A 22,324-nucleotide genomic window follows, 5' to 3' on the forward strand; every position below is an offset into this window, starting at 1 on the left:
GGAAGGCTAACAGGAGATTCAAACATGACCACGCCCTTCCGCGATCGCATCAGTGCAGGTCGCCAGCTCGCCCAGGCGCTGGAAAAGTATCGGGAACGCGAACGCATTGTTGTATTGGCGCTGCCACGTGGCGGGGTTTCGGTGGCCGCGGAAGTGGCACGAAGCCTCAACGCCGAACTGGATCTGATGATTGTTCGCAAACTCGGCCTGCCCGGCCAGGAAGAACTGGCCATGGGTGCCATTGCCATTGGCGGCACACGGATTCTGAACAAAAGTGTCATTGATTCAGCGAGGGTGAACGAAGCCAGCCTGGAAACGGTTACCGAGCGGGAAAGCAGGGAACTGGAGCGCCGCCAGCGCGCCTACCGAGGGGAGCGACCCTGGCCCGACCTACAGGGCGCCACGGTTATTCTGGTGGATGATGGCATTGCTACCGGCGCTACCATGCGCGCTGCGCTGGGGGCTGTGAAACAGGAGGGGGCCCGGGAGGTTGTCGTGGCAGTTCCGGTGGCGCCGGCTGAGGAGGTCACGGCCCTGCAGGACGCTGCGGATGAGGTGATTTGCCTGCAAACACCGCCGCAATTTGGTGCCATCGGTCGATGGTACCGGGATTTTTCGCAGGTATCCGACGACGAGGTTCGCGACCAGCTCAAGGAGTTCTGGTCGGCCTGATCACCGGCGTTCAGACCAGCCGCACCAGAGCCGCGACCAGGATCCCGCTGGCGATCGCCGGCATCGGACGCTTGAACCCCAGCATCATTGCTCCGGTAGCCAGTAATGCCAGACGTGCACCCGGGTCGCCTTCAACGGCAATCGGCACCAGTACCGCGATCAACACCGAGCCCGCCATGGCATTAATGAACCCTTCCACTCGCGGACCCAGGGGAATGAATGTCATCATCAGCACGCCGCCAAAGCGGGTCACGAGGGTCACCAGCGCCATTAGCGCAATCAACAACAGCGCGCCGTGATCTGCAATTGCGATCATGACTGTCGCTCCACCCAGAATGCACCCACCAGGCCACCGGCTGCAGCGCCGACAATTACATGACTGTTTTCGGGCAACCAGCGGTACGCCGCATAGGCGGCAAGGCCACCCACGACCCAGGCAGCGATGGTGCGCAAATTCTTGCGCCCGGCCAGCGCCATACTCAGCATGAAACAGCCGAGCACCATATCAAGGCCGAAAGCCGCGGGGTTGGTAATTCCACTGCCGAAGGCCATCCCGACCAGGGTACCCACCAGCCAGGTCAACCAGAGCGCAAAACCTCCCCCAACCAGCACCCCGGCATTGACGCGACCCTGATTGAAGTCGTTCAACGTCATTGCCCAGTTCGCGTCCGACAGTAATATCAAGCTGCCGTAGCGTTTGCCAACCGGCATCTGGCCAAGCCAGGGATAAAGCGTTGCGCCCATCAGCAGCATACGGGCATTAATCGCAAAGGTAGTGGCCAGCAATGGCAACACCGGCACCTGGGCGCCCCACATTTCCAGCGCCGCAAACTGGGCGGTACCCGCAAATACCGTCGCACTCATTAACACGATTTCAGTGGTGCTGAGCCCTGTCTGCACTGCCGCCAGACCGAAGGCAAGGCCAAAGGCGGCGACAAACAGGGACAGTGGCAGCAGGCGCCAGAAGCCCTGACGCACCCCCGCGAAAGTCAGTGATGGCACCACATAGCGCTTACTCATGGCCAGCCGGCTCCAGATCAGCCGAAAAGTGCCTGGACCGCGTCGGAGGGCACAACCTGCGTTCGCGTGTGTTCGGTTTGACTTTAATCTGGAGTGTAACCATCGTGAGCAAAAACCTTGACAGAGAAATGGTGTGGGCTGAAAGCGGGCCGCGCGTTGACTCCGCCACTTGCGGCCTTATTATACGCACACCCCGGCGATCATGTCGGATCAGGAGTCACTATGAACATGGTACATAATGCCCTCAGTCAATGAACGCTTCACGGCAACGGTCAGGGATGTCAGTACCGATGGTCGCGGTATCATTGAACATCCACAGGGGCAGGTATTCTTCGCAGCGGGAGTATGGCCGGGGGAAACCGGGCTATTTGTCATTACCGGCTTCAGGCAGCGTTTCGGCTTTGCCCGCCTGCTGGAATTACTTGAACCATCTGCCGACCGGGTCGTTCCGGGCTGCCCGCACCATGGAATTGGTGCCACGGACTGCGGTGGTTGCCCCTGGCAGTTCATGGCTTACCCGGCACAACTGACAGCCAAGGAACAGCGCGTACATACAGCGATGACCCGGCTCGGGGTGGTGGAACAGGTCGCTCCCATCCTGGCTGCAGAAGACATCTGGCACTATCGCAACAGAGCCCAACTGAAGACCGACGGCAAACAGATCGGCTATGTCGCCGCGGGCTCCAACACCCTGGCGCCGGTGAATGAGTGCCCGATCCTGACCGGGAAAAACCGCGCAACAATGCAGGCATTACTGGCCACCTTGCCCAACCCGCGCTTCAAGCCAGCACGAAAACAGCAGTGGACGACCCTGGATATTGATGAGGATGTAACCGCTGACGCGATAGTCCCTGATCGGCGGCGACCGTTCCGCCAGGGTAATACTGCCCAGAATGAAAAAATGAAAGAGTGGCTGGCCTCCCGGATCGCCACTCTGGATCCCACCCGCCCGGTGCTGGAACTGTTTGCCGGCTCCGGTAATTTCACCGAAGTTCTGGCGGCGGCAGGTTTTACCCAGATTCTCGCCATAGACAGTGCCGAAGATGGCGTAAAGGCGCTGGCTGCGCGCAGGCTGCCCGGAGTGGAAGCCTGGTTATGCAACCTGTTTGCCGAGGACGCCTACGAGCGCGTGCGCCAGAAAAACAAAGGGGCCAGTATCCTGGTGCTGGACCCTCCGCGGGACGGGCTGAAAAACGCGGCCCACTTGCTCACCAGAAAACATCTGTTCCGGGATGTATTCTATATTTCCTGCGACCTTGCAACATTCGCCCGGGATCTCGATATATTCCTTAAAAATGGCTTCAAGGTTGTCGAAATACAACCGCTCGACCAATTCCCGCATACACCACATATTGAGCTGCTGGCCTGGCTCACCCGCTAGGCAATACTGCCCCATACCCCCTGACAGGAGCCTGCCGCCATGAGAAACGTCGAAGTGACACGAGTACCCGTCGAACTCTACAAGATTCTGAAATTCGAAGGCCTCGCCGCCAGCGGCGCGGAAGCCAAAAACGCCATAGCTGACGGACAAGTCAGCGTCAACGGCGTCATTGAGACACAAAAACGTAAAAAAATTGTCGCCGGCGACACCATCACCTTTGCCGGCGAAAATCTGCGTATTGTTTTCCCGGGAACAAGCCCAACATGAAAAACCGCTTTGGGCCGACACCCTTTAAACGAGGTAGAGGGTAACCTCGGAAAAACTCATATGCGGCTTTACATTGGTATAGTTAGGCACATCGGCACTAACTTCAGCGCCACCCCCGGCCAGGGCTTCCTGTAACTTGTCCTTTGACTCAAACAGCAGGTCTATGGCCACCCAGTTAAGGTCTCCGGCACCGGGTTTTTTACCGCCATGACTGCGCATCACCGCACCTACGTAACCATGATCGGCAAAGAGATGCACGCACAGGGGCACATGATGGTCCCGGAAGTAATCGTAATCAAACGTGCTGTTATCCGTTTTCGGGTATTCGACAGTCATGCAATACATTGTGATGCTCCTGTCATTTATTTCTGATCAAAGTCGACCACTATTTTCTCGCTGACCGGATGCGCCTGGCAGGTAAGGATGAACCCCTGCTCGATCTCACCCGGCTCAAGACCATGGGTAATATCCATGTCCACCGAACCCTCCAGCAAACGCGCCTTACAGGTTGAGCATACGCCACCTTTACAGGAAAACGGCAGATCCAGCCCATGATTGAGACCGGCATCAAGCACATTTTCGCCATCTGCAGCGAGGCTGAAGTGGCTGCCGCGACCATCCATGACGATGGTCACCTCACTCGCCTTGCCTGCATAGGCAAGTGCGCGGGCGTGATGCTTGGCAATTACAGCGCTCGCGTCCGCCGCAGATGCGGCAAACAGTTCATAGTGTATGTGCTCCTCGGTAACACCGACGCCGCGCAATCCTCGCGAGACCTCTGAAATCATCGACTCTGGCCCACAGATAAAATATTCGTCATAATTCTTCAGGTCTATCAATCGCCGGTTCAGTTCCGCGCCCTTGCGATTATTTAAACGCCCGTTAAGGATATCCGCGCCCTGGTCTTCCTTGCTCAATATATTGACCCATTGCAAACGGGTCAGGTATCGATTCTTGAGAAAGCCCAGGGCTTCGCGGAACATGATGGTATTGCTGCGCTGGTTGCCGTAAAGCAGTGTGACGCAACTCCCGGGCTCTTCAGCAAGTATGGATCGGATATTGGAGATCACCGGAGTAATTCCGCTACCCGACGCAATGAACAGATAGTTTCTGGACCGCTGCGCATCCAGCTCAACATGGAAGTTACCCTGGGGCGGCATAACCTCGAGGGTATCCCCCTCGCGCAGGCTGTCGTTGGCAAAATTGGAAAACAAACCACCTTCCACGCGCTTGATCGCAATCTCAATTGCCGGATCATGAACCCCGGAACAGATTGAATAGGAACGGCGTACCGGCTCACCGTCCAGCTCTGACTGCAACGTCAGGTATTGGCCCGGCTTATAGCGGAAGTGGTCGCGCAGTTTTTCCGGAACCGTGAAACTGACCCTGATCGCATTATCGGTCTCAGGCTGCACACCGGCGACAGTAAGGGGATAAAATTGTGCCTCGGCCATAACGGTATCCTAAATAGGCTTGAAATAATCGAAAGGTTCACGGCAGTCGCCACACTGGTACAGGGATTTACAGGCGGTGGAACCGAACTCGCTGATCTTGCGCACATCATCAGAGCCACAGTGCGGGCAGGCGATGGGCTCCGGTGCGCTGGTGGAACCGCAGCCCGGGGGCGCAATACCGTAGTGCCGAAGCTTTTCTTTTGCCTCTGGAGACATCCACAGGCTGCTCCAGGCGGGTGCCAGCCGCGTGACAATTTCAGTGGAGTGATAGCCCGCTGCGGCCAACGCAGTCACGACATCCTCGGCCATGACGGTCATGGCGGGACAGCCGGAATAGGTCGGTGTAATGGTCACCACCACGGTATCACCTTCCACTGCAATATCCTGCAGGACACCCAGCTCCCACAGGCTGATAACCGGGATTTCCGGATCCTTGACCTCGTCAAGCAGATCCCAGAGAGCCGGCACAGAAGAGGTTTCACGTCGCTGCCGGCGCTCGTACTCCTCAGCCGGCAGCAGCGGGATGTGATTGGGCGCTTTCATTGCGCCGGCCTCACCATTCCAGGCCCGGGTAGGCGCGCTGGATAAACTGTAGTTCGCTTAGCAGATGACCAAGCGATTCCGTATGCAGTCCCTGGCGGCCACCGCGCACGGACCAGTCCGTTTCCGGCACCGCAAGGGTGGCCTCGGCGAGAGTCGCCTGCACTGCGGCAGACCACGGCTGGCGCAATGCAGTGGTATCAACCGCGATGCCCTGCCCTGCGAGATCCGCTTCCAGGGTATCCATTTCAAATAATTCCGCGTTGTAACCCCAGAGCTCATTGATGGCAGTCTGCATGCGCTGGTGACTTTCCTCTGTGCCGTCGCCCAGGCGCAGTACCCAGTCGCGACTGCGACGAAGATGGTAGCGTGATTCCTTGACCGCCTTGGCAGCAATAGCCGCCAGGGTTGGGTCTGTGGACGAGAGCATCTGCTCCATAAACGCCAGGGAATACTCATCAATAAGATACTGGCGAGCCATGGTGAAGGCAAAATCCCCGCGTGGCAGTTCGTGCATCAGCAGGTTGGTGAATTCACGACAATCGCGCTGGTAGGCGAAACTGTCCTCGCTGCGACCATCGCCGCTGAGCTCCGCCGCGTAGCTGTAAAACATGCGTGCACGGCCTATAAAGTCCAGTGCCACATTGGTCAGCGCCAGGTCCTCCTCAAGAAACGGTGCGTTACTGCACCATTCAGAGAGGCGATGGCCCAGAATCAGGGCATCATCACCCAGGCGTATCGCGTACTGCCGGGTTGCTTCCTGTGTCGTCATAGCAGACATTGAACCCACCTCACATGTTGTTAACTTCATCAGGCAACTGGTAATGCGTCGCGTGACGATAGGGTTTGTCGTCGAGCGGATCGTAAAAGCTTTCGCAATCCGTTTCCTGTGAAGACACGATAGCGGATGAATTGACCACCCAGATACTGACGCCTTCACTGCGCCGGGTATAAACGTCCCGCGCGTACTCCAGCGCCTGGGCCGGATCCTCGGCGTGCAAACTGCCGACATGCTTGTGATCCAGGCCGCGACGGGAGCGGATAAATACCTCAAAGAGCTTCATATGCGCTGACATTTGTATCTCCTTTATGCGGCCGCCTGCGCGTCCCGTTGACGTTTCTTGGCCTCGTAAGCGGTGATGGCATCGCGCACCCACGCCCCTTCCTCGTGCGCCTTGACATGGTGTGCCAGCCGCTGGCGATTACAGAGCCCGTCGCCATTGATTACCCGGTGGAATTCCTCCCAGTCAATCTCGCCAAAATCATAGTGTCCACGCTCTTCATTCCAGCTCAGGTCGGCATCGGGGATAGTCAGGCCGATGACCTCGGCCTGTTTCACCGTCTGGTCGACAAATTTCTGCCGTAACTCATCATTACTCTGGCGTTTGATTTTCCATTTCATCGACTGTGCCGAATGCGCGGACTCGCTGTCATGGGGGCCAAACATCATCAGCGACGGCCACCAGAACCGATTCAGGGAATCCTGCGCCATGGCCTTTTGCTCTGCGCTACCCTGGGCCAGGGTCATCATGATGTGATAGCCCTGCCGTTGGTGAAAACTTTCCTCCTTGCAGATCCGCACCATACCGCGGGCATAGGGACCGTAAGAGGTGCGCTGCAAGGACACCTGGTTGACAATCGCGGCGCCATCCACGAGCCAGCCAATCGCCCCCATATCCGCCCAGGTGAGAGAGGGGTAATTGAAAATCGATGCGTACTTGGCGCGACCGGCATGCAGGGCCTCTACCATTTCTTCGCGGCTCGCACCCAGGGTTTCGGCAGCACTGTACAGATACAGCCCGTGGCCGCCTTCATCCTGCACCTTGGCTAACAGGACGCACTTGCGGTGCAAGGTCGGGGCGCGCGTTATCCAATTGCCCTCCGGTTGCATACCGATCACTTCCGAGTGGGCATGCTGTGAAATCTGCCGGATGAGGTTCTTCCGGTACTTGTCCGGCATCCAGTCTTTCGGCTCTATTTTTTCCTCGGCATCAATACGTGTCTGGAAAACCGCTTCCTGTGGCGATACGTCTGTTTCTGGTCGGATTTTTGTCATGGCCAAACTCCGGTTTAGTCGTCGTTTATACGCGTTCAATAATCAGGGCTATGCCCTGTCCCACACCCACGCACATCGTACACAGGGCGTAACGACCGCCCTGGCGATGTAATTCGTACATGGCGGTTGTCACCAACCGCGCACCGCTCATACCCAGAGGGTGCCCCAGGGCTATCGCACCCCCATTGGGGTTAACCTGTGGCGCATCATCGGGCAAACCCAGGCCGCGCAAAACCGCCAGGCCCTGCGCCGCAAACGCCTCATTCAGTTCGATGACATCCATGTCTGCCAGCGATAGCCCCGCCAGCGACAATGCTTTACGTGACGCATCAACCGGACCATAGCCCATGATGCGTGGCTCGAGTCCGCTGCTGGCCATGGCCAGTATCCGGGCCCTGGGGGTCAGGCCATTCGCCTGTGCTGCCCCTGCCGATGCAAGCACCAGCGCACAGGCACCGTCATTCACGCCCGACGCATTACCGGCGGTAACGGTACCGTTCTCGCGAAACGGTGTTGGCAATCCGGCCAGCGCCTCCAGTGATGTGGCTCGTGGATGTTCGTCGACACTCACCACTACCGGCTCGCCCTTGCGCCGGGGAATAGTCACCGGCACCAGTTCGCTATTGAAATGCCCGGCTTCCTGCGCCGCGGCCGCGCGCTGTTGGCTACGAAGGGCAAAAGCATCCTGGGCTTCGCGCTCTATGGAAAACTGTTGTGCAACGTTTTCTGCCGTCTCCGGCATTGAATCAATACCGTACTGCTGCTGCATCAGTTTGTTCACGAAACGCCAGCCCATGGTGGTGTCAAACATCTGCGCATCGCGGCTGAAAGCGCTGCCGGCCTTGGCCACCACAAACGGAGCCCGCGACATGGATTCAACACCACCGGCAATCGCCAGGGCCGCTTCGCCGCACTTGATGGCGCGGGCAGCAGAGCCTACCGCATCCATGCCTGAGCCGCACAGGCGGTTAACGGTCACCGCGGGCACCGTTACCGGCAGGCCCGCGAGCAGCACGCTCATTCGCGCCACATTGCGATTATCCTCACCGGCCTGGTTGGCACAGCCAAACCAGACATCGTCAACCTGTGACCAGTCCACTGCGGGATTACGAGCCTGCAGGGCCTGCAGGGTCACCGCGGCAAGGTCATCGGGACGCACCGATGACAGCGCGCCACCGTAGCGACCGATCGGTGTGCGCACCGCATCACAGATAAAGGCATCTTGCATCAGTTATTCTCCAATGTAGCGTGGTGTGCGTTTTTCCAGAAAGGCGGCGACGCCTTCACGGTAATCACTGGTTTTTCCGGCGGCGCGCATCAACTCTTTCTCAAGCTCCAACTGCTCGTCCAGGGTGTTCGCCGCAGACGCAGCAAACGCCTGCTTGGTCAGCGCGAAACCACGGGTTGGCTGGGTCGCCATCTGTTCGGCGAGGGTTGTCGCCACGGACATCAGTGCGTCGTCATCCACCACCTGCCAGATCATGCCCCAGGCCAGTGCCTGCTCGGCCGGCACTTTCGGGCCGAGCATGGCCAGCCCTTTGGCACGGGCCATGCCCACGAGGCGCGGCAATATCCAGGTACCCCCGGAGTCGGGGATCAGTCCCAGGCGGGAAAAAGATTCGATGAAACTCGCCGAACGCGCGGCAATGACAATGTCGCAAGCCAGGGCGATATTGGCTCCCGCACCTGCCGCCACACCATTCACCGCACAAATAACCGGCTTTTCCAGGGTCGTCAGGCGCCGGATCAACGGGTTGTAGTATTTTTCAACCGAGTCCCCCAGGTCCGGGAGATCCTCTCCCGGTGCGACGGCGCGATCATTGAGATCCTGGCCGGCACAAAAGCCACGGCCATTGCCGGTCAACAACAATGCGCGTATGGACGTGTCCTGGGCTGCGTGGGCCAGGGCTTCCTGCACTTCCCCGTGCATTGCCGCCGTGAAACTGTTCAGGGATTCAGGGCGGTTAAGTGCCAGTACCGCCACACCATTGTTCACGCTGAATTCAATATCACTATACGTCATGCCTGTTACTCCCCATTTCCGTATACAGCCTTTCAGGCGTCGCGACGCTCGACCAGCGTCAGGATGTCGTAAACAGCAACGGGCTCATTTGCCTGGTTGGTGACTTCAATGGCCCACACTACAACACCATTCGGCTTTTCTTCGCCCCTGGGTGCCTTCTTGATCTTCTTTTTCACAGTAAGCTTGCTGCGGATCGTATCACCAGGTGCTACGGGCTCGATAAAGCGCAGGTTCTCCAGCCCATAATTTGCAATAACGGGGCCGGGTGACGGGTCGACAAACATGCCCGCAGCCGCTGAAATGACAAAGTAACCATGTGCCACCCGCTTACCAAAAAACGAGTCCTTTGCCGCAATTTCATCAAAATGGGCGTAGAAATGGTCCCCACTGATACAACCGAAATTAACGATATCCGCCTCGGTGACCGTGCGTCGGTGGGTCAGCAGGGTTTCACCAACCCGCAAGTCCTCAAAATGCTTCTTGAAGGGATGTATCGGGTCTGAGTACTCAACCGCACCGGGATGGTATTCAGAGGTAATTGCCATCAACGTGGTAGGAGAACCCTGTAGCGCTGTGCGTTGCATATAGTGTTTGACTGCGCGCATGCCGCCGAGTTCTTCGCCGCCACCGGCCCGCCCCGGCCCACCATGTACAAGCTGCGCCAACGGGGAACCGTGGCCGGTGGATTCCGCTGCACAGTCGCGGTTGATAATCAGCATTCGTCCGTGCCACGGCGCCGTACCCAGTATCACCTGCCTCGCTTCCTGGTCATCATAAGTGAACAGGGAACCCACCAGGCTACCCTTGCCCAGACGCGCAATGGCAATCGCATCGTCCAGGCTGTCATAGGGAATGAGGGTACTGACCGGCCCGAACGCTTCCACTTCGTGTACCAGCGTTTTGCTGAACGGCGCATCGCAGTGCAACAGGGTAGGCGGAAAGAAAGCGCCACTGTTGCCATCGGCGCCTGTCAGGGAGACCTCCCCACCGCCATAAACAATAGAGCATTCACCGGCAAGCCGCTCCACGTTGGCGCGCACATCCCGAGCCTGGTCGCGACCGACCAGCGGCCCCATGCGTACGCCTTCCGCTTCCGGATCGCCTACCACAATCTTTTCAAGGCGAGCCTGCAGGGCCTCGCTTACTGCTGAGAGTTGCCCCGCAGGGACAATAATACGACGGATGGCAGTGCACTTCTGTCCCGCCTTGACAGTCATCTCCCGGGCCACTTCCTTGATGAAGAGGTCAAACTCCGGGTCACCGGCTTCAACCGAGTTCCCCAACAGCGCGCAGTTCAGTGAATCGGCTTCCATGGTAAAGGGAACGGAATTCGCAATAACATTCGGGTGCGAGCGCAATTTTCGCCCGGTACTGGCAGAGCCGGTAAAGGTCACCACGTCCTGCTCAACCACGTGATCCAGCAGATCACCCACGGAACCACAGATCAGCTGAATCGCACCCTCCGGGAAAAAGTCACCAGCGATCATTTCCCGAACCATGGCCTCGGTCACATAAGCCGTGGGCGTCGCCGGTTTTACAATGACGGGCACACCCGCCGCCAGGCTGGGCGCAATCTTTTCCAGCATACCCCAGCAGGGAAAATTGAAAGCATTGATATGGACCGACACACCGGGTTTGGACGTCAGGATATGGCGCCCCAGGAAACTGCCATTCTTGGACAGGCGCTCCACATCACCCTCGACCATCACCACATCGTTGGGCATTTCCCGGGTGACCAGGCTGGCGTACGTGAATACCGTCCCGATACCGCCCTCGATATCCACCCAGCCGTCTGCACGGGTGGCGCCGGTCTTGGCGGAGAGCGCATAGAAGTCTTCCTTCTTGGCCATCAGGTGTTTGGCCATATTCTTGAGAGCGGCGGCGCGCTCGTGAAATGTCATCCCCCGCAGGGCTGTGCCCCCCACTTCGCGGCCGTGGCGCAAGACAGCGGCAAAATCGATACCGTCACTGTTTACCTCGCATATCGGGTCGCCGGTAACGGCATTGAGCACTTCAACTCCGTCACTGGACCCTTCATGCCACTGGCCGATAACATAACTGGGTAACTTCATGGGACATCTCTCCTGTATTATTTGCCCTGCATCAAACCGGCGCGCGCCCTGGAGACCTGCCCGGGAACAAGAATATGATACACAATGATTACCTTCTGTAAAGCATTATGTAATACTTTGGATTATTGTCGAGCGTTTTACAGTCATCATTTTTATAAGGAAAAAGCATGCAAGAACACACCGTACGCTATGAACTGGACAACGGCCTGGGGATCATTCACATCGATAACCCGCCCGTCAACGCACTCTCGCATTCAGTGCGGGCAGGTATTATGGATGCCCTGGCACAGGCTCGATCAGATAGCAGCCAGCTGCTGCTGCTGCTTTGCGCAGGCAAAACCTTTATCGCGGGCGCCGATATATCCGAATTTGGCAAGCCTCCGCAGGCCCCCAGCCTGCCCGATGTTATTACCGCCCTGGAGACATTCCCCAAACCCGTGGCGGCGGCGCTGCACGGTAATGCACTCGGTGGTGGGCTCGAGCTCGCAATGGCCGCGCACTACCGTGCGGCCCTCGCCGGCACTCGCCTGGGCTTGCCTGAAGTCAAGCTGGGCCTGTTACCCGGTGCCGGCGGCACGCAGCGCTTACCGCGGCTGGTGGGTGCGGAACGGGCACTGAAGATGATCAGTAGTGGCGCCCCCATAGAGGCCAATAGCGCGCTGGAATATGGGCTTATTGATCACATCCTGGAGGGAGAGCTGGCGCCTGGCGCCATTGAATGGGCCCGGCAGCTGATAGCGGAGAAGGCGCCGACGAGGATTACCGGCGCACTTCCGGTTGCGCCGCCCTCGCAGCCGGACTTCTTCAGTAAACACCACCAACAGACTGCACGTAAAACCCGCGGACAGATTGCCCCGGGCTATATCACCGACCTGGTAGAACTGTCACTGGACACCCCGCTGGAAGAGGGCCTGAAACGGGAGCGCGAATACTTCCTTGCCTGTCGGGACTCGCCGCAATCCGCGGCGTTGCGCTATGTGTTTTTTGCCGAGCGGGCCACAACAAAACTACCCGACATCGCCCCTGAAACACCGGTACGCGCCATCGACAGTGTCGCCATTATCGGCGCCGGCACCATGGGCGGCGGTATCGCAATGTGCTTTGCCAACGCCGGCATTCCAGTCACCCTGGTGGAAACCCGGCAGGACTACCTGGATAATGGTTTGGAAAAAATCAGCCAGAACTATGCCAACTCTGTCGCCCGTGGTCGTTTCAGTGCAGCGCAGGTCGACAGCTGGCTCGGGAATATCAGCGGCACCCTTGATTACAATGATATCGCCGGTGTCGACCTGGTCGTTGAGGCCGTCTTCGAAAACATGGAAGTAAAGCAGGAGGTTTTTCGCAAGCTCGACAACGTCTGCAAACCCGGCTGCATTCTCGCGACCAACACGTCCTATCTTGATGTCAATGTTATTGCCGGGACTACCCGACGCCCGCAGGATGTGATCGGCGCGCATTTTTTCAGCCCCGCCAATATCATGAAACTGCTGGAAGTCGTGCGCGCGGAAAAGACGGCCCCGGATGTAATAAAAACGTTCATGAAACTGGCCAAAACAATCGGCAAAATTCCTGTAGCGGTAGGCGTGTGTCATGGTTTTGTCGGCAACCGCATGCTCAAGGCCTATGGCCGCCAGGCCCAGCTGTTGTTGCTCGAAGGCGCCACACCAACACAGATTGACAACGCCATGGAGCAATGGGGTATGGCAATGGGCCCGCTTGCGGTCGGCGACCTGGCAGGCCTGGACATCGGCTACCGCTCACGTCGCGACCAGGGCATTACCTCGGGTTCAGTGGCAGAGTTTGCGCTGGCTGATGCACTTGTGGAGATGGAACGCCTGGGCCAGAAGTCCGGTGCCGGCTATTACCGTTACGACCCTGTGACCAGGGCTCGAGCGGCAGATCCTGACGTGGAGAGTCTGTTGAAAACCATTGCAAAACAGTGGCAGGTATCGCAGCGAGCGATAGACGATGACGAAATCGTCGATCGCCTGGTGCTGGCGCTGGTCAACGAAGGCGCGGCAATTGTTGAAGAGGGTATTGCTGCCCGTCCGAGCGATGTCGATGTGGTGTACCTGAACGGTTATGGCTTTCCGGCCTGGCGCGGCGGCCCGATGTTCTACGCTGACACTCTGGGCCTGGCGGCACTGCTTGAACGCCTGCAGACATTGCAGCAAAGCACCGGCGACAGCTTCTGGACCCCCGCACCACTGCTGCGCCGGCTACACGATCAGGGGCTTACCATCGGCTCGCTGAACCAGACCGGCTGACACATTAGCGTCGCTTGTCGAACACGCGCCTGGCCTTCCCCTCCGAGCGAGGAATAACGCCGGGCGCGTGTGTCTTGACCGCGGTGGAAATACCGATTATCGACTTGATGCGTGTTTGCAGCGCCTGGGCCGATAGTTGCATCGCACCGGCAGGTGTCTCGACGGCCATTTCCACATGAACCTCCATGGCATCCAGGTGTCCCACCTTGCTGACTTCAATAAAATAATGGGGTGCAAGCCCACCAACGGCCAACAGTTGCTCTTCTATTTGGGAAGGGAACACATTGACTCCGCGGATAATCAACATGTCGTCACTGCGTCCGGTAATTTTTGCCATCCTCCGCATGGTGCGCGCCGTGCCGGGTAACAGACGAGTGAGGTCCCGGGTACGATAGCGTATAACCGGCATCGCTTCCTTGGTCAGGCTGGTAAACACCAGTTCGCCTTCTTCGCCCTCCGGTAACACTTCCCCGGTTTCAGGATCAATGATCTCAGGATAGAAATGATCCTCCCAGATTGTCGGGCCGTCCTTGCTTTCAAGACACTCCTGAGCCACCCCCGGGCCCATCACCTCGGACAGGCCATAGATATCCACGGCGTCGAGGTCAAGTCGGTGCTCTATCTCCCGGCGCATGGCATCGGTCCAGGGTTCTGCACCAAAGATACCAACCCGCAACGACAGTTTGCGGGTATCCACTCCCTGGCGCTCCATCTCATCCGCTATATTCATCATGTAACTTGGCGTCACCATAATGATATCCGGGTCAAAATCACAGATCAGCTGTACTTGCTTCTCGGTCTGGCCGCCAGACATGGGAATAACCGCACAGCCCAGGTGCTCGGCACCATAGTGGGCACCCAGGCCTCCCGTAAACAAACCGTATCCATAGGACACGTGGATTTTGTCAGCGGCATGACCACCAGCGGCACGGATGGAGCGCGCCACCACTTCTGACCAGACCGCTATATCATGTTTTGAATAACCCACTACCGTGGGCTTGCCGGTAGTACCACTGGAGGCGTGAATACGCACTACCTGCTCCATGGGTACCGCAAGCATGCCAAAGGGGTAGTTGTCCCGTAAATCGCTTTTGGTGGTGAAAGGAAAGTGGGAGAGATCCGCAAGACAGGTCAAATCATCGGGGTGCACACCTTTATCATTAAACTTGGCACGGTATACTGGGGAATTGTCATAGGCATGGTGAAGTGTTTTACGCAGCCGCTCCAGCTGCAGGTTCTGCAACTCATCCAGGCTTGCGGATTCTATAGCGTGCAGAGGTTCAAAACAGGGACTGTTACTCATGGCGGCTCCGTCAATTGGCACCCGTTATTTTAATGCGCCCAAATATAATACACTATATTATTTGGTATCAACATTTATGTATCATTTAAAACAACGGCAGAATGACATCGCACAATCGCCAGCGCTGGTAATGCCCGCCCTGAAACAATACTCCGGATGCAGTTTGACTGGAACCGGCACTCTACACGCCAGGAGGTAAACAGGTGCCCCACCCCACTGCTGTCAGGCGCTTGCTGGCGGGTTTTGAAGCTCGCAAGCCCATGCGCACCACATCCCTGATTATCACCCTGTTCGGTGACACAGTGTCCCAGCACGGCCACACCATCTGGCTGGGGAGCCTGGTTAATGCGCTGGCACCGCTGGGTGTCAACGAACGCCTTGTGCGCACTTCGGTATTTCGTCTGGTCAAGGAGGGCTGGCTCGAAGCTGAACGCGTAGGTCGCCGTAGTTATTACCGTTTCACATCCCACGGCAATGCCGAGTACGAGCGTGCAGCCCGGCGCATTTACGCCACAGAGGATACCTCGTGGGAAGGGCACTGGCAGCTGCTGTTACCCCTGGCAATCCCCGACCGGGATCGGGAGGATTTCAGGCGCAGCCTGCTCTGGCAGGGGTTTCGCGCCATTGCAAGTGGAACGTATGCCAAACCCGGCAGTGCAGGGCGCGCTTTGCGGGAAACCCTTGAAGAATTCAGCGCCACCGAAAAAGTCATGCTGTTCGATGCCACCAGCTCCGAACTGGCCTCACCGCAGCGCTTGCGCAAAATGGTGCACGAATGTTGGCAGCTTGATGAGACTGCCGCAGCCTACCGCACCTTTCTCGATAATTTCAGGCCGATACAGAAGTGGCTCGCACAAGAGGGCCAGGTGCAGCCCGAAACCGCCTTTATCGTTCGCACTCTTCTTATCCACGACTATCGTCGCGTTTTACTGCACGACACACCGCTACCCGATGAATTACTGCCACCCGCCTGGCCCGGTGCAGAGGCATTGACCCTGACCGGCGGGGTCTATAAAGCGCTGGCGCGGGCATCGACGCACCACATTGCCACCCTTGAGGGTGGCAATGGCGCCCTGCCTCCGCCCGGTGCGGGCTTTGCTGCGCGCTTTCCCGGGATCAAGCCACAGCGCTGAAAAGCCACGGTATCAGGGAACCGTACCGGGTACCCATAGAGGCGCCAGCAGCCGACGCCTGCCATCGCGACTTTTGGCAATGCCGGGTTCGTCAAGGTCAACCCGGTCCCAGAGTTCACAGGTGACCTGTTTGTGCTTTTGGTCCAGCCCTTCGCAGTAGTTGCTGTAACGACAAACAATAACCTCGGGGCCATAGCCGTTGCGGACTTTCTCAAACCAGTCCGGATCCGCCAGTGCCTGGCGGGCAAACCCTATGATATCGGCCTGCCCCTGCTGCAATATGTTTTCGGCGGCCTTGAACCCGAAAATACCTCCGGCTACCACCACGGGTACAGCCAGCCCTTCCTCGTGCAGGCTGTAACGGATGGCATCGACCGGAGCGATGTTGCGCCCGAACGGGCCCTGTTGATCGGAGATATAACCCGGCATGCATTCATAGCCGCTTTTGCCGGTATAGGGATAAGCCGCCCAGCCCACCTTGGGTTGCTTGGCATCATCGAACTTGCCACCGCGCGAGAGGGACAGGAAATCCATCCCGGCCTCGGCAAAGCGGCGTGCGAAGTAACAGGCATCGTCGACACCATTACCGCCCTCGATGATCTCGTCGCTGAGAAAGCGGCAACCGACCACAAAGTCCGGACCGGTTGCTGCACGCACCGCCTGGTAGACCTCCAGCGGCAACCGTGCCCGATTTTCCCGCTCGCCCCCATAACCGTCACTGCGAGTGTTGGTTGGGGATAGAAAGGATGCCATCGTATAGGCATGGGCATAATGCAATTCAACGCCGTCAAAGCCGGCCTGTTCGGCCCTAGCCGCAGCGTCGGCAAACAGTCCGGGCAAGGTGGCAGGCAATTCTGCCACCGCGGGCGTATGCACATCGGTAACACGCTCGCGATAACCGAACTGCATATCCTCCCATTCCCTGGGTGCCAGAACCTGTTCCAGCTCATCGCCTGGCAAACGCGCCAACTGCTCGCGAACAGCCTCTTCGGGCGCATCCTCCATGCCCAGGACACTACGATGATGGGTGGAGATGGAGAGGAATCGTTGCAGGTATTTGTCCGGGTCAGGACGCCGCCGGATGGACAGGAAATCTATAACCTGGATCAGCAACCGGGTCTGCCCCTCACTGGCCTCACGCACCGTATCAACCAGCTTTTTCAGCCCGGCAATATAGCGATCATCACTGATGCGCAACAGGGGGCCACTGGGTATATCACGAATGCCGGTCGCTTCAACCACGATCACACCGGGCTTGCCCAGGGCGAAACGACGATACCACTGCAACACGTCTTCGGTTACTTCGCCCGCCTCGTTAGAGCGCCAGGGCACCATGGCGGGCACCCATGTGCGCTGCGACAGGCTCATCGGGCCTATTTGAAACGGACTGAACAACAAACTGTCGGCAGCTTCGGACTGGCTTGGCCAATCATCTTCCACAGCCTTGTATTTGATCCTCTCGGGGGGTTTCCACATGACACAGACTCCTGACAGCGAGAGGATATTTTAAACTTAAAGTATTTTTCGGGCAAGCGCTGCGCGAGTTGCTGCCGCCGGGAGCCTGTGGACAGGTTCCCGAAAAAGCACTTTTGAGCAGGCTCCTAGAGTCCCTGCTTGACCCGTTCCAGCAGGTGCATCAGCTGGTCCGCCTCATCGCGGCTCAGGTGACCGAGCAAGCCAATAACCCACTCTTCGTGTTGCTGCGCCATTTTGGCAAATGCACGACGACCTTTCGGCGTAAGCTTGACCATGAACATCCGCCGGTTTTCCGGTACCGGGCTACGGTCGACCAGACCCTCGCGCACCAACTGCGCGGAAATACCTGAAATGTTGCCCCCGGACACCATCAATCGACGCGAAAGCTCGCCCATGGTGAGGCCGTCCGGTACGCGTTCCAGCTGGGCGAGGAAATCAAACCTGGGCAATGTCGTGTCAAATTCTTCGCGCAGCGCTCCACGCAACCGGGTTTCCACAAGGCTGGAACAGGTAAGGAGGCGCAGCCACAGCTTTATCGAGTGGTGATCATCCTCATGCAACCGGGTTTCGTGGTTAAGCGTGGTAGTGACAGCTTCAGTCATGACAGGGCAGCTTCATATTTTAAACGTAAAATGTTTGCGTTATACTGATCTCACGCTTTAAGCTTAAACTATTGTTGTTAACTTGGCGAGGTATTGTCTACCCCGCCGGCAGGTCAAGTCGGAGAAGAGTATGAAGATAGTATGCCTGGGCGCTGGCCCTGCTGGTCTATACCTGGCGATATCCATGAAGCTCAGGGATCCATCCCATGAAGTCGCAGTGTATGAACGGAATCGTCCCGACGACACCTTTGGCTGGGGCGTGGTATTTTCCGACCAGACCGTCGACAACCTGAAGCACAACGATCCCGTCAGTGCCGAGCGTATTGTCAAAGAGTTTATCCACTGGGACATGATTGACTGTTATGTCAACGGCGAGGTTGAGCGTTCCGACGGCCACGGCTTTATCGGTCTCGGACGCAAGCGCATGCTGCAAATGCTGCATGAGCGCTGCCGCGAGCTCGGTGTCGAATTGCATTTTGAGCAGGAGTTTTCACCCGAGGATGTAAACACTACTTTTGCCGATGCCGATGTCATCGTGGCCGCGGATGGCCTCAATTCCAAGGTACGCAACAGCGATCTGGAAAGCTTTGACTGCAGTATTGATGTGCGCAGCAACAAGTTCGTCTGGCTCGGTACCAAGCAGACCTTCCGGGATGCGTTCACGTTCATCTTCGAGGAAACCGAACACGGCTGGATCTGGGCGCATGCGTATCAATTTGACCAGGACACATCAACCTTTATCGTCGAATGCAATCCCGACGTATACGAAGCGTTTGGCTTCGAACACATGAGCCACGAGGAAAGTGCCGAAACCTGCCGCCGGATCTTCGCAAACTATCTCGACGGCCACCCCCTGCTCACCAATTCCGCCCACGTCCGCGGGTCGGCCTGGATCAACTTCCCCCACGTACTGTGCCGTAACTGGGTCAAGGATGATCGTATCGTATTGATCGGCGACGCAGCCCATACCGCTCACTTTTCCATTGGCTCCGGAACCAAGCTGGGACTTGAAGATGCGATTGCCCTGGCCAATCATCTCACCAGTGATGCCAATATCCCGGAGGCCTTGCGGGCCTACCAGGCAGAGCGCGAAATTGATGCCCTGCGCCTGCAAAACAGTGCCCGCAACGCCATGATCTGGTTTGAGAATGTGCCTCGCTATGCCCGCGCCCTGGATCTCAAGCAATTCACCTACTCCATGCTGACGCGCAGCCAGCGGGTCAGCCACGAAAACCTGCGGTTACGGGACAAAGAGTGGTTGGAGAGCATGGAGAAGCACCTGACCCAGCGCGTCCTGGGCGATAAGGTTGATACCATCATCCCGCCCATGTTCCTGCCTTTCAAACTGCGCGATATGGAATTGATCAACCGGGTCGTGGTCTCCCCCATGTCCATGTATAGCGCCATTGACGGCCTGCCCGATGACTGGCACCTGGTACACTACGGAGCGCTCGCCGAGGGTGGTGCCGGCCTGGTGTATACCGAAATGACCGATATATCGCCCGAGGCGCGTATCACCCCCGGTTGCGCCGGGATCTGGAATGATGAACAGGAAGCCAGCTGGACACGGATCGTGAATTTTGTGCATCGGCACACCCAGGCAAAGTTTGCCCTGCAACTCGGCCACGCCGGCCCCAAGGGCGCCACCAAGGAGCCATGGAACTGGGATCCCGCCATTCTTGATGAGCCACTGCCGGAAGAGGAACAGTGGCCACTGGTATCGGCCAGCGCGATTCCTTACGACAGCTACAGCCCGGTCCCCGCAGAGATCAATCGCGAACAAATGGATACGGTAAAACAGCAATTTGTCGACGCAACAGAACGTGCCGCACGGGCGGGTTTCGATATGCTGGAGCTACACGCGGCACACGGCTATCTCATTTCGGCGTTCATTACCCCGGTTCTGAACAATCGCCAGGACGAATATGGTGGCAGCCTGGAAAACCGCCTTCGCTATCCCTTGGAAGTGTTTCGCGCCATGCGCGCCGCCTGGCCACAGGACAAGCCGATGTCAGTGCGCATTTCAGCCCATGACTGGATGGACGAGCAAGGCAATACGGAAGAAGATGCCGTTGCCATCGCCCGGGCCTTCAGCGAAGCGGGAGCGGATATCATTGATGTCTCCAGTGGCCAGGTATCCCACGCGGCCAAGCCGCTGCCCGGGCGAATGTTCCAGACACCACTGGCTGACCGCATCCGCAACGAGGGCGACATGGCGACCATGGCGGTGGGCAATATCTACGAGGTCGACCACGTCAACAGTATCATCGCTGCGGGCCGCGCCGACCTGGTGTGTCTCGCGCGCCCACATCTGGCGGACCCGAACTGGACCCTGCGCGCCGCCGCGGAACTGGGTTATCGCGGCCCCGGCGTCGTCGAGCCACGGCAGAACTTCATGGGCTTTCGCCAACTGCATACCAACCTGCAGCGCGCCCGGGAAGCGGCGGCCCCGTTATGAAGCATGCTCTGGTGACCGGCGCGGGTAGCGGTATTGGCGCTGCCATCGCCATTGCGCTGGCCAGGCAAGGCTACCGCGTAAGCCTGTTGGGCCGGCGCCTGGGCGCGCTTGAAGCCACTGCCGCCGCCACCGGGTGTGCTGATGGCCAGCAGCAGTGCATTGGCTGCGATGTCACCAGTGAAGACGAGGTTGTCGGCGCTTTTCGCCAGGCTGCGGAGACCTTCGGGGCGGTGGATATTCTGGTCAACTGCGCCGGCGCAGCACCTACCAGCCCATTTCACAAGCTCACTACGGCGCAGTGGCAAGCGGTCATGGCGGTAAATCTTGATGGCGTATTCCACTGCTGCCAGCAGGTCGTTGACAGCATGCGCAGTCGAGGCTGGGGACGCATCATCAATATCGCCAGCACCGCGTCGCTAAAGGGCTACGCCTATGTCAGCGCCTATTGCGCGGCCAAGCATGCCGTACTCGGGCTTACCCGGGCACTGGCCATGGAGCTGGCCCGGAAAGGCGTTACCGTCAATGCGGTATGTCCCGGCTACACCGATACCGCTATCATTGGCGAGGCGGTGGCCAACATCGTGGATCAAACCGGGCGCAGCGAAGCCGAAGCCCTCAAGCAATTTACCGCTACCAACCCCCAGGGACGCCTGATTCAGCCGGAAGAAGTTGCCGACACTGTAGTGTGGTTATGCTCGGAGTCGACACGCTCAGTCACCGGTCAGGCGATCGCAATCAGTGGCGGCGAAACCAGCTAATAAACTAATGGAAGAGCACATGAATACGACCGAGCTAGGCAATTATCAACCCCAACATTTTCTCTGGCAGGCGGAGGACGGCGTTGCCACCATTACGCTCAACCGCCCCGAACGCAAGAACCCACTGACCTTTGAATCCTATGCCGAGCTGCGGGACCTGTTCCGGGACCTGGTCTATGCCACGGATATTCATGCCGTGGTTATTCGCGGTGCGGGCGGTAATTTCTGCTCCGGCGGTGATGTTCACGAGATCATCGGCCCGCTGACCAAAATGTCGATGAAAGAACTGCTTGCGTTTACCCGCATGACAGGCGATCTGGTGAAGGCCATGCGCGCGTGTCCGCAACCGGTTATCAGCGCGGTTGAGGGCATCTGTGCCGGCGCCGGCGCCATTATCGCCATGAGTAGCGACCTGCGCTATGCGGGCCCTGACGCCAAGGTCGCGTTCCTGTTCAACCGGGTCGGCCTGGCGGGTTGTGACATGGGCGCCTGCGCCATCCTGCCACGTATTATTGGCCAGGGTCGCGCCAGTGAACTGCTCTACTCCGGGCGCTCACTGAAGGCGGAAGAAGGCGAGCGCTGGGGCTTTTTCAATAGCGTCAGTGCAGATCCCTATGCCGCCGCCATGACCATGGCACGGGCGATTGCCGGCGGTCCTGTCTTTGCCAATGGCATTACCAAAACCCAGCTGCAACAGGAATGGAACATGTCTGTGGACCAGGCAATTGAAAGCGAAGCCCAGGCCCAGGCATTATGCATGCAGACCGACGATTTTGTGCGCGCTTACAATGCCTTCGTAAACAAGCAGACCCCGGTATTCGAGGGTAATTGAGGAACACGAC

Annotated in this window: 22 protein-coding genes; 8 read left to right on the top strand and 14 right to left on the bottom strand. The window is 58.1% G+C overall.

All coding sequences use genetic code 11. The features are described 5' to 3' along the window. Positions 1-24: 24 nt before the first annotated feature. Positions 25-672: a phosphoribosyltransferase gene (locus CWI75_RS11425; RefSeq protein ID WP_101521618.1), complete on the top strand. Its 648-nt coding sequence runs from the start codon at positions 25-27 to the stop codon at positions 670-672. Between the two features lie 10 nt (positions 673-682). On the opposite strand, the gene CWI75_RS11430 is transcribed toward CWI75_RS11425, so the two are convergent. Both CWI75_RS11430 and CWI75_RS11435 read right to left on the bottom strand, forming a co-directional pair. Next, positions 683-988, bottom strand: a complete 306-nt coding sequence (locus CWI75_RS11430) for an AzlD family protein (RefSeq protein WP_101521619.1) — start codon at positions 986-988, stop codon at positions 683-685. Continuing rightward, complete coding sequence (locus CWI75_RS11435; protein ID WP_101521620.1) at positions 985-1,692, bottom strand: AzlC family ABC transporter permease; 708 nt, start codon at positions 1,690-1,692, stop codon at positions 985-987. Before CWI75_RS11435 ends, CWI75_RS11430 begins: the two co-directional genes overlap by 4 nt. A gap of 238 nt (positions 1,693-1,930) precedes the next feature. On the opposite strand from CWI75_RS11435, the gene CWI75_RS11440 reads away from it, so the two are divergent. Then, positions 1,931-3,073 carry a class I SAM-dependent RNA methyltransferase gene (locus tag CWI75_RS11440; protein ID WP_101521621.1) on the top strand — a complete coding sequence of 381 codons (1,143 nt, stop codon included), beginning with the start codon at positions 1,931-1,933 and terminating at the stop codon, positions 3,071-3,073. 39 nt (positions 3,074-3,112) lie between these two features. Next, complete coding sequence (locus CWI75_RS11445) at positions 3,113-3,340, top strand: RNA-binding S4 domain-containing protein (protein ID WP_101521622.1); 228 nt, start codon at positions 3,113-3,115, stop codon at positions 3,338-3,340. Positions 3,341-3,364: 24 nt separating this feature from the next. Here the strand turns inward: CWI75_RS11445 and CWI75_RS11450 are convergent, their stop codons facing one another. Genes CWI75_RS11450 through paaZ form a run of 9 tightly spaced genes read right to left on the bottom strand, consistent with a single transcriptional unit; the run spans position 3,365 to position 11,485 of the window. Then, positions 3,365-3,685 carry an EthD family reductase gene (locus CWI75_RS11450; protein WP_101521623.1) on the bottom strand — a complete coding sequence of 107 codons (321 nt, stop codon included), beginning with the start codon at positions 3,683-3,685 and terminating at the stop codon, positions 3,365-3,367. Between the two features lie 17 nt (positions 3,686-3,702). Next, positions 3,703-4,794: a 1,2-phenylacetyl-CoA epoxidase subunit PaaE gene (paaE, locus tag CWI75_RS11455; protein WP_101521624.1), complete on the bottom strand. Its 1,092-nt coding sequence runs from the start codon at positions 4,792-4,794 to the stop codon at positions 3,703-3,705. A 9-nt stretch (positions 4,795-4,803) separates the two neighbouring features. After that, complete coding sequence (paaD, locus tag CWI75_RS11460) at positions 4,804-5,337, bottom strand: 1,2-phenylacetyl-CoA epoxidase subunit PaaD (protein WP_101521625.1); 534 nt, start codon at positions 5,335-5,337, stop codon at positions 4,804-4,806. Between the two features lie 10 nt (positions 5,338-5,347). Beyond that, positions 5,348-6,115, bottom strand: coding sequence for a 1,2-phenylacetyl-CoA epoxidase subunit PaaC (gene paaC / locus CWI75_RS11465; protein ID WP_101521626.1), 768 nt, complete (start codon positions 6,113-6,115; stop codon positions 5,348-5,350). Between the two features lie 10 nt (positions 6,116-6,125). Further along, entirely contained in the window at positions 6,126-6,410 is a 285-nt protein-coding gene (gene paaB / locus CWI75_RS11470; RefSeq protein ID WP_101521627.1) for a 1,2-phenylacetyl-CoA epoxidase subunit PaaB, read from the bottom strand. An 11-nt stretch (positions 6,411-6,421) separates the two neighbouring features. After that, positions 6,422-7,390 carry a 1,2-phenylacetyl-CoA epoxidase subunit PaaA gene (paaA, locus tag CWI75_RS11475; protein ID WP_101521628.1) on the bottom strand — a complete coding sequence of 323 codons (969 nt, stop codon included), beginning with the start codon at positions 7,388-7,390 and terminating at the stop codon, positions 6,422-6,424. 25 nt (positions 7,391-7,415) lie between these two features. Then, on the bottom strand, positions 7,416-8,618 hold the full coding sequence (gene pcaF / locus CWI75_RS11480) for a 3-oxoadipyl-CoA thiolase (protein ID WP_101521629.1): 1,203 nt from the start codon (positions 8,616-8,618) through the stop codon (positions 7,416-7,418). Positions 8,619-8,621: 3 nt separating this feature from the next. Next, positions 8,622-9,413 (bottom strand): 2-(1,2-epoxy-1,2-dihydrophenyl)acetyl-CoA isomerase PaaG, encoded by a 792-nt coding sequence (gene paaG / locus CWI75_RS11485; protein WP_101521630.1) that lies wholly within the window; start codon positions 9,411-9,413, stop codon positions 8,622-8,624. A gap of 32 nt (positions 9,414-9,445) precedes the next feature. Then, positions 9,446-11,485 (bottom strand): phenylacetic acid degradation bifunctional protein PaaZ, encoded by a 2,040-nt coding sequence (gene paaZ, locus CWI75_RS11490; RefSeq protein ID WP_101521631.1) that lies wholly within the window; start codon positions 11,483-11,485, stop codon positions 9,446-9,448. A 167-nt stretch (positions 11,486-11,652) separates the two neighbouring features. Between paaZ and CWI75_RS11495 the strand changes: the two genes are divergently transcribed. Next, complete coding sequence (locus CWI75_RS11495; protein ID WP_101521632.1) at positions 11,653-13,752, top strand: 3-hydroxyacyl-CoA dehydrogenase NAD-binding domain-containing protein; 2,100 nt, start codon at positions 11,653-11,655, stop codon at positions 13,750-13,752. Positions 13,753-13,756: 4 nt separating this feature from the next. Here the strand turns inward: CWI75_RS11495 and paaK are convergent, their stop codons facing one another. Then, a complete protein-coding gene (paaK, locus tag CWI75_RS11500; protein ID WP_101521633.1) occupies positions 13,757-15,055 on the bottom strand; it encodes a phenylacetate--CoA ligase PaaK in 1,299 nt (432 codons plus the stop codon). A 203-nt stretch (positions 15,056-15,258) separates the two neighbouring features. Here paaK and paaX point away from each other — a divergent pair, with 203 nt between their 5' ends. After that, a complete protein-coding gene (gene paaX / locus CWI75_RS11505) occupies positions 15,259-16,188 on the top strand; it encodes a phenylacetic acid degradation operon negative regulatory protein PaaX (RefSeq protein WP_101521634.1) in 930 nt (309 codons plus the stop codon). A gap of 12 nt (positions 16,189-16,200) precedes the next feature. Here the strand turns inward: paaX and CWI75_RS11510 are convergent, their stop codons facing one another. Together CWI75_RS11510 and CWI75_RS11515 are read right to left on the bottom strand one after the other, a co-directional pair. Next, entirely contained in the window at positions 16,201-17,664 is a 1,464-nt protein-coding gene (locus CWI75_RS11510; RefSeq protein WP_101521635.1) for an NADH:flavin oxidoreductase, read from the bottom strand. Between the two features lie 125 nt (positions 17,665-17,789). Then, a complete protein-coding gene (locus CWI75_RS11515; protein ID WP_101521636.1) occupies positions 17,790-18,266 on the bottom strand; it encodes a MarR family winged helix-turn-helix transcriptional regulator in 477 nt (158 codons plus the stop codon). A gap of 130 nt (positions 18,267-18,396) precedes the next feature. On the opposite strand from CWI75_RS11515, the gene CWI75_RS11520 reads away from it, so the two are divergent. The 3 genes from CWI75_RS11520 to CWI75_RS11530 are packed head-to-tail and all read left to right on the top strand — an operon-like array spanning position 18,397 to position 22,314. Next, complete coding sequence (locus tag CWI75_RS11520; protein ID WP_101521637.1) at positions 18,397-20,724, top strand: bifunctional salicylyl-CoA 5-hydroxylase/oxidoreductase; 2,328 nt, start codon at positions 18,397-18,399, stop codon at positions 20,722-20,724. Beyond that, positions 20,721-21,482, top strand: coding sequence for an SDR family NAD(P)-dependent oxidoreductase (locus CWI75_RS11525; protein WP_101521638.1), 762 nt, complete (start codon positions 20,721-20,723; stop codon positions 21,480-21,482). The genes CWI75_RS11520 and CWI75_RS11525 overlap by 4 nt, the downstream gene beginning before the upstream one ends. A gap of 19 nt (positions 21,483-21,501) precedes the next feature. Then, a complete protein-coding gene (locus CWI75_RS11530) occupies positions 21,502-22,314 on the top strand; it encodes an enoyl-CoA hydratase family protein (RefSeq protein ID WP_241521184.1) in 813 nt (270 codons plus the stop codon). Positions 22,315-22,324 lie beyond the last annotated feature (10 nt).

This window comes from Kineobactrum sediminis, from assembly GCF_002868715.1.
In the GTDB taxonomy this organism is placed as follows: domain Bacteria; phylum Pseudomonadota; class Gammaproteobacteria; order Pseudomonadales; family Halieaceae; genus Kineobactrum; species Kineobactrum sediminis.

Excerpts from the sequence above, each read along its gene's own strand:
- CWI75_RS11425 (WP_101521618.1), top strand. The coding sequence starts at position 25 with ATGACCACGCCCTTCCGCGATCGCATCAGTGCAGGTCGCCAGCTCGCC.
- CWI75_RS11430 (WP_101521619.1), bottom strand. The coding sequence starts at position 988 with ATGATCGCAATTGCAGATCACGGCGCGCTGTTGTTGATTGCGCTAATG.
- CWI75_RS11435 (WP_101521620.1), bottom strand. The coding sequence starts at position 1,692 with ATGAGTAAGCGCTATGTGGTGCCATCACTGACTTTCGCGGGGGTGCGT.
- CWI75_RS11440 (WP_101521621.1), top strand. The coding sequence starts at position 1,931 with ATGCCCTCAGTCAATGAACGCTTCACGGCAACGGTCAGGGATGTCAGT.
- CWI75_RS11445 (WP_101521622.1), top strand. The coding sequence starts at position 3,113 with ATGAGAAACGTCGAAGTGACACGAGTACCCGTCGAACTCTACAAGATT.
- CWI75_RS11450 (WP_101521623.1), bottom strand. The coding sequence starts at position 3,685 with ATGTATTGCATGACTGTCGAATACCCGAAAACGGATAACAGCACGTTT.
- paaE (WP_101521624.1), bottom strand. The coding sequence starts at position 4,794 with ATGGCCGAGGCACAATTTTATCCCCTTACTGTCGCCGGTGTGCAGCCT.
- paaD (WP_101521625.1), bottom strand. The coding sequence starts at position 5,337 with ATGAAAGCGCCCAATCACATCCCGCTGCTGCCGGCTGAGGAGTACGAG.
- paaC (WP_101521626.1), bottom strand. The coding sequence starts at position 6,115 with ATGTCTGCTATGACGACACAGGAAGCAACCCGGCAGTACGCGATACGC.
- paaB (WP_101521627.1), bottom strand. The coding sequence starts at position 6,410 with ATGTCAGCGCATATGAAGCTCTTTGAGGTATTTATCCGCTCCCGTCGC.
- paaA (WP_101521628.1), bottom strand. The coding sequence starts at position 7,390 with ATGACAAAAATCCGACCAGAAACAGACGTATCGCCACAGGAAGCGGTT.
- pcaF (WP_101521629.1), bottom strand. The coding sequence starts at position 8,618 with ATGCAAGATGCCTTTATCTGTGATGCGGTGCGCACACCGATCGGTCGC.
- paaG (WP_101521630.1), bottom strand. The coding sequence starts at position 9,413 with ATGACGTATAGTGATATTGAATTCAGCGTGAACAATGGTGTGGCGGTA.
- paaZ (WP_101521631.1), bottom strand. The coding sequence starts at position 11,485 with ATGAAGTTACCCAGTTATGTTATCGGCCAGTGGCATGAAGGGTCCAGT.
- CWI75_RS11495 (WP_101521632.1), top strand. The coding sequence starts at position 11,653 with ATGCAAGAACACACCGTACGCTATGAACTGGACAACGGCCTGGGGATC.
- paaK (WP_101521633.1), bottom strand. The coding sequence starts at position 15,055 with ATGAGTAACAGTCCCTGTTTTGAACCTCTGCACGCTATAGAATCCGCA.
- CWI75_RS11510 (WP_101521635.1), bottom strand. The coding sequence starts at position 17,664 with ATGTGGAAACCCCCCGAGAGGATCAAATACAAGGCTGTGGAAGATGAT.
- CWI75_RS11515 (WP_101521636.1), bottom strand. The coding sequence starts at position 18,266 with ATGACTGAAGCTGTCACTACCACGCTTAACCACGAAACCCGGTTGCAT.
- CWI75_RS11520 (WP_101521637.1), top strand. The coding sequence starts at position 18,397 with ATGAAGATAGTATGCCTGGGCGCTGGCCCTGCTGGTCTATACCTGGCG.
- CWI75_RS11525 (WP_101521638.1), top strand. The coding sequence starts at position 20,721 with ATGAAGCATGCTCTGGTGACCGGCGCGGGTAGCGGTATTGGCGCTGCC.
- CWI75_RS11530 (WP_241521184.1), top strand. The coding sequence starts at position 21,502 with ATGAATACGACCGAGCTAGGCAATTATCAACCCCAACATTTTCTCTGG.